Origin of the sequence: Streptomyces sp. (assembly GCF_035563135.1) — a bacterium.
Classification (GTDB): Bacteria; Actinomycetota; Actinomycetes; order Streptomycetales; family Streptomycetaceae; genus Streptomyces.
Window position 1 is genome coordinate 1 of the sequence record NZ_DATMVN010000134.1, and the last position, 5,890, is coordinate 5,890.

Annotated in this window: 3 protein-coding genes; 2 read left to right on the top strand and 1 reads right to left on the bottom strand. The window is 68.5% G+C overall.

Features of this window, described 5'->3' with window-relative positions:
- Positions 1-408 precede the first annotated feature (408 nt).
- Positions 409-1,428, bottom strand: coding sequence for a LacI family DNA-binding transcriptional regulator (locus VN520_RS05670; protein WP_325745735.1), 1,020 nt, complete (start codon positions 1,426-1,428; stop codon positions 409-411).
- Between the two features lie 308 nt (positions 1,429-1,736).
- Here VN520_RS05670 and VN520_RS05675 point away from each other — a divergent pair, with 308 nt between their 5' ends.
- Both VN520_RS05675 and VN520_RS05680 read left to right on the top strand, forming a co-directional pair.
- Positions 1,737-3,938, top strand: coding sequence for a discoidin domain-containing protein (locus VN520_RS05675; protein WP_325745736.1), 2,202 nt, complete (start codon positions 1,737-1,739; stop codon positions 3,936-3,938).
- 275 nt (positions 3,939-4,213) lie between these two features.
- Positions 4,214-5,890 (top strand): discoidin domain-containing protein (locus tag VN520_RS05680; RefSeq protein WP_325745737.1); only part of this gene is annotated, 1,677 nt, incomplete at its 3' end.

Genomic DNA, 5,890 nt, shown 5'->3' on the forward strand with positions numbered 1-5,890 from the left:
GCCAACGTATCACCGGTGAGACGTGACCCCAGGGGGCGAGGGCCGGAGTGCACATCCCCGGCCCTCGCTTCGGACGCCGCCCCCGGCCGTTGATTCCACTGGCGGCGGGCCTCGTTCGGCTCCGCCGGCGGGCTGGTGCAGGTCATCTACGCCACCCAGAAGCGGACCGTGAAGACGAGCGGCCGGCGCTACGCGGAGATCATCCGCAGCCACCGCCAGATCCGCGTGCAACGGGGCCTCGTAGCCTAGCGACCCCGGTGGCCGGGGCCGCTCGTGCGCAGTGGCAGGAAGCAGACGTCCTTCCGGGCGCTCCGGCTGCGGCCCGTCCGCCACCAGGCCGACGGGCCGCAGCCGTACCCGGGCGCACGGCGCGGCCGCCGTGTCCGGCGTATGCCGTCCGGCGGCGGCTCAAGCCGAGTCGCGCACCACGAGCTCGGCGTCGAAAAGCACTGATACAGGCTCGGTGTGCATCCCTTGGATGTGCTCCGAGAGAAGTCGAGCCATCGCTCCGGCCATCTTCTCCACCGGCTGGCGCACCGTGGTCAGAGGAGGGCGGCACGTCACAGCCACGCTCGAGTCGTCGAAGCCGATGACAGCCACATCCTGAGGGATCCGCTTGCCTTGCTCACGCAGAACCTGGCAGGCTCCCTGGGCCATCAGATCGTTCGCGGCGAATACGCCGTCCACGTCCGGGTGGTCCCTCAAGAGCTCCACCATGGCCGCGGCACCGCTGTCGACCGTGAAGTTGCCTTCGGCAACAGGAACATCGGGCATCCCGGCGGAGGCCAGCGTTGCGCGGAAGCCGTCGAGACGGTCACGGGCCGCGGGGATCGACTGCGGGGCCGAGATCGTCGCGATCCGTCGGCATCCTCTGACCAGAAGGTGCTCGGCGGCCAGGCGGGCTCCTTCGGCATGTGCGAGGTCGACATGGCTGGCGAGGTGCGGATGTTCGGGGCGGGCGAAGAGCACCACGGGGATCCGGGCCGCGGTCAGCATCTCCGGCAAGGGGTCAGCGACCTGGATGGATACCACCAGTGCACCGTCCGCGGTGCCCTGGCTCAGATAGTCGACAACCTGTTCCCTTGCGGCGTCGGACTCGGCGACCAGGAGTACCGGATGCATCGAGTGCGTCCGCAGGTACCCGACCACGCCGCTGACCACCCGGCCGAAGAACGGGTCGGTGAAAACGCGTGAGGCGAAGGTGTCGCCCGCTCCGGAGATGATCAGCGCGACCGTCTCCGTCCGCTGGGTGACCAGCGACCTGGCGGCACGGTTGGGCCTGTATCCCGTCTGCTCGATCACATGGCGTACGAGCTCCTGGATGCCGGGGTCCACATTGCGGATGCCGTTGACGACCCGGGACACCGTCGCCCGCGACACTCCGGCCTGTCGTGCGACATCCTCCAGCGTCGGGCCCTTTCTGCTCATACCCGGAACCCTAGCGTGCTGTTCCGCTCACGAAGCCGCCGAGCCGACGCGAGCACGGGGAGATCCGGCCCTCGCGCGCGACGGACCACCGCCATGTGCCGCCGCCCGGCACAGCCCGCCCCGGCGCGCCGGCGCCAACCGCGTGCTGCGGAGCAGCTGTTGACCACCGCCGCGTCGCTCGTCCACGCGCAGTCTTCAGCTTAATGGAAGGCTAAAGAAAAGTTGGTTCGAGTCCTTGACCGCACTCACAGGAACAGGCCAAAGTCTGGAGAGCGCTCTCTCGTTTCAGGTTTGTTAAGGAGCCCTTCATGCCTGTTGGCATACCTTTTGCAGCCCCATCCCGCAGATTTCGTCCCCTTCCGGCCCGTAAGGGCATCGTCGGGGCGATGGTCGCGGCCCTGACCAGCAGTCTGCTCTCCCTGGTCCCGGCCACGACGGCACACGCCGCTCCCACCATCCTTTCGCAGGGGAAGACGGCCACCGCTTCCTCCACCGAGGGCCCCGCCTTCGCCGCGAGCGCCGCGGTCGACGGCAACCTCACCGGCACCCGCTGGGCCAGCTTGTGGCAGGACGCCCAGTGGCTGCAGGTCGACCTCGGCAAAAGCGCCACGCTCAGTCACGCCGTCCTGACCTGGGAAGGCGCCTACGGCAAGAGCTACCAGATCCAGGCCTCGGAGAACGGCACCGACTGGCGGACCGTCACCACCGTCTCCGCGGGCGACGGAGGCACCGACGACATCACCCTCTCCGGGACCGGCCGCTACATCCGTATGAACGGCCTCACCAGGGCCACCGGATACGGCTTCTCCCTCTGGGAGTTCCAGGTCTACGGCTCCAACGACGGCACCGGCCCGACCCTGCCGGGCGGCGGTGACCTCGGTCCCAACGTGCACGTCTTCGACCCGTCCACACCCGGCATCCAGACCAAGCTGGACCAGGTCTTCAAGGAGCAGGAGTCGGCCCAGTTCGGCTCCGGCCGGCACGCCTTCCTCTTCAAGCCGGGCACGTACAACAACCTCAACGCGCAGATCGGCTTCTACACCCAGATCGCCGGCCTCGGTCTGCGTCCCGGTGACACCACCATCAACGGTGACGTGACCGTCGACGCGGGCTGGTTCAACGGCAACGCCACCCAGAACTTCTGGCGCGGTGTGGAGGGGCTGACCCTCAACCCGGTCAGCGGCACCAACCGGTGGGCGGTCTCGCAGGCGTCCTCGTTCCGCCGCATGCACGTCAAGGGCGGTCTCAACCTGGCGCCGAACGGCTACGGCTGGGCCAGCGGCGGCTACATCGCCGACTCCAAGGTCGACGGGCAGATCGGGAACTACTCGCAGCAGCAGTGGTACACCCGGGACAGCTCCATCGGCAGCTGGTCCAACAGCGTCTGGAACCAGACCTTCTCCGGCGTCGAGGGTGCTCCGGCCACCTCGTTCCCCGAGCCCCGCTACACGACGCTCGACACCACGCCGATCTCCCGCGAGAAGCCCTACCTCTACCTCGACGGCAACGAGTACAAGGTGTTCGCGCCCGCCAAGCGCGTCAACGCCCGCGGCACCAGCTGGGCGAACGGCACTCCTCAGGGTGAGTCCATCCCCCTGAGCCAGTTCTACGTGGTCAAGCCCGGCGCCACCGCCGCCACCATCAACCAGGCACTCGCCCAGGGCCTGCACCTGCTGTTCACACCCGGTGTCTACCACGTCGACCAGACCATCAACGTGAACCGGGCGAACACCATCGTGCTCGGCCTCGGCCTCGCCACGATCATCCCGGACAACGGCGTCACCGCGATGAAGGTCGCCGACGTCGACGGCGTCCGGCTCGCCGGCTTCCTGATCGACGCCGGGCCGGTCAATTCCCCGACCCTGCTGGAGATCGGACCGCAGGGCGCCGGCGCGGACCACGCCGCCAACCCCACCACCGTGCAGGACGTCTACATCCGCATCGGCGGCGCCCACGTCGGCAAGGCCACCACCAGCATGGTCGTGAACAGCGACGACGCGATCATCGACCACACCTGGGTGTGGCGCGCCGACCACGGCGAGGGCTGGGGCTGGGAGACCAACCGCGCCGACTACGGCGTCCGCGTCAACGGCGACGACGTGCTCGCCACCGGCCTGTTCGTCGAGCACTTCAACAAGTACGACGTCGAGTGGTACGGCGAGCGCGGCCGCACGATCTTCTACCAGAACGAGAAGGCGTACGACGCCCCCAACCAGGCCGCCATCCAGAACGGCACCACCAAGGGCTACGCCGCCTACCGCGTCGACGACTCGGTGAACACCCACGAGGCATGGGGCCTCGGCAGCTACTGCAACTACAACGTGGACCCGACCATCGTTCAGGACCACGGCTTCAAGGCGCCCGTCAAGCCGGGGGTGAAGTTCCACAGCCTCCTGGTGGTGTCCCTCGGCGGAATGGGCCACTACAACCACGTCATCAATAACACCGGGGCGTCCACCATCCCCGCCGGCACCTCGACCGTGCCCTCCACCGTCGTCTCCTTCCCCTGACGGACCATCGCCTCTCCACCGGCCTCCGGTAACGCGACGGAGCCGACCGCAACTCCCCGGGCCGGGTGAACAGTCCCCGCACCCCGGCCCGGGGCACTTACCGCACCACCCAGCCGGCCAGGACGTCCTGGCCCAGGCCCGTCACTAAAAGTGACAGGGCCATGCCACACCCGTCGGATCCGGGAGAGCGCTGCATCGGCGGGTGAGCCCTTCCGGAAGCTGGTCGCACGTCACCGCCCCTCACCTCAGGAGCCGCAATGTTCCATCCCCCCTCCATGACCGCACCAGCCCGCCGCAAGCGCGGCGCGGCGGCTGCCCTCACCCTCGGAGCGCTTCTCGCCTCCTCCCTCACCACCCTCGCCACCGCCCCCGCCGCGAGCGCTGCCGAGTCCCTGCTGTCCCAGGGCAAGCCGGCCACGGCCTCCTCGCAGGAAGGCGAGGCCTTCTCCGCCGCCGCCGCGGTCGACGGCAACCTGACCGGTACCCGGTGGGCGAGCCGGTGGAGCGACGCCCAGTGGTTCCAGGTCGACCTCGGCGCGAGCAAGAACCTGAGCCGCGTCGTCCTGACCTGGGAGGGCGCGTACGGCAAGAACTACGAGATCCAGGTCTCGGACAACGGCACCGACTGGCGTACGGCGAAGACCGTCACCGGCAGCGACGGCGGCACCGACGACCTCGCGATCTCCGGTTCCGGCCGGTACGTGCGCATGAACGGCCTCGTCCGCTCCGGTGGCTACGGCTACTCCCTGTGGGAGTTCCAGGTATACGGCGCCGACGGCGTGACCGAGCCTCCTCCGGGCGGCGCGGTCAAGGTGACCGGCTCGCCGGGGAACTGGCAGCTGACCGTCGGCGGCCAGCCGTACACCGTCAAGGGCCTCACCTGGGGCCCGGCCATCGCGGACGCCCCGAAGTACATGCCGGACCTGAGGTCCATGGGCGTCAACACCATCCGCACCTGGGGCACGGACGGTGGCACCAAGCCCCTGCTCGACGCCGCGGCCGCCCAAGGGCTGAAGGTCGTCAACGGCTTCTGGCTCCAGCCCGGCGGCGGCCCCGGCTCCGGTGGCTGCGTCAACTACGTCACCGACACGACGTACAAGAGCACCATGCTCACCGAGTTCGCCAAGTGGGTCGACACCTACAAGTCCCACCCGGCGACGCTGATGTGGAACGTCGGCAACGAGTCCGTCCTCGGCCTGCAGAACTGTTACGGCGGTACCGAGCTGGAGGCCCAGCGCAACGCCTACACGACCTTCGTCAACGACGTCGCCAAGAAGATCCACTCCATCGACCCCGACCACCCCGTGACCTCGACGGACGCGTGGACCGGAGCCTGGCCGTACTACAAGCGCAACGCCCCGGACCTCGACCTGTACTCGATGAACGCCTACGGCGACATCTGCGGTGTGCGCCAGGACTGGATCGACGGCGGGTACAACAAGCCGTACATCATCACCGAGACGGGGAACGCCGGTGAGTGGGAGGTGCCTGACGACGTCAACGGCATCCCCGACGAGCCGACCGACGTCCAGAAGGCCGAGGGCTACACCAAGGCCTGGAACTGCATCACAGGGCACCGGGGCGTCGCGCTGGGCGCGACGATGTTCCACTACGGCCTCGAGCACGACTTCGGCGGCGTCTGGTTCAACCTCCTCCCGGATGGCCTCAAGCGCTTGTCGTACTACGCGGTGAAGAAGGCGTACGCCGGCTCCACCACGGGCGACAACACCCCTCCCGTCATCACCGACATGACCGTCACCCCGGCCACCGCGGCCCCGGCGGGACGTGAGTTCACGGTGCGCGCCGACATCCGCGACCCCGACGGCGACCCGATCACACCCAAGATCTACCTGAGCGGAAACTACGCCAACGGCGACAAGCGTCTCGTCGACGCGCAGTACCGCTCCCTGGGCAACAACACCTTTGCCGTCACCGTGCCCGAGAAGCTCGGC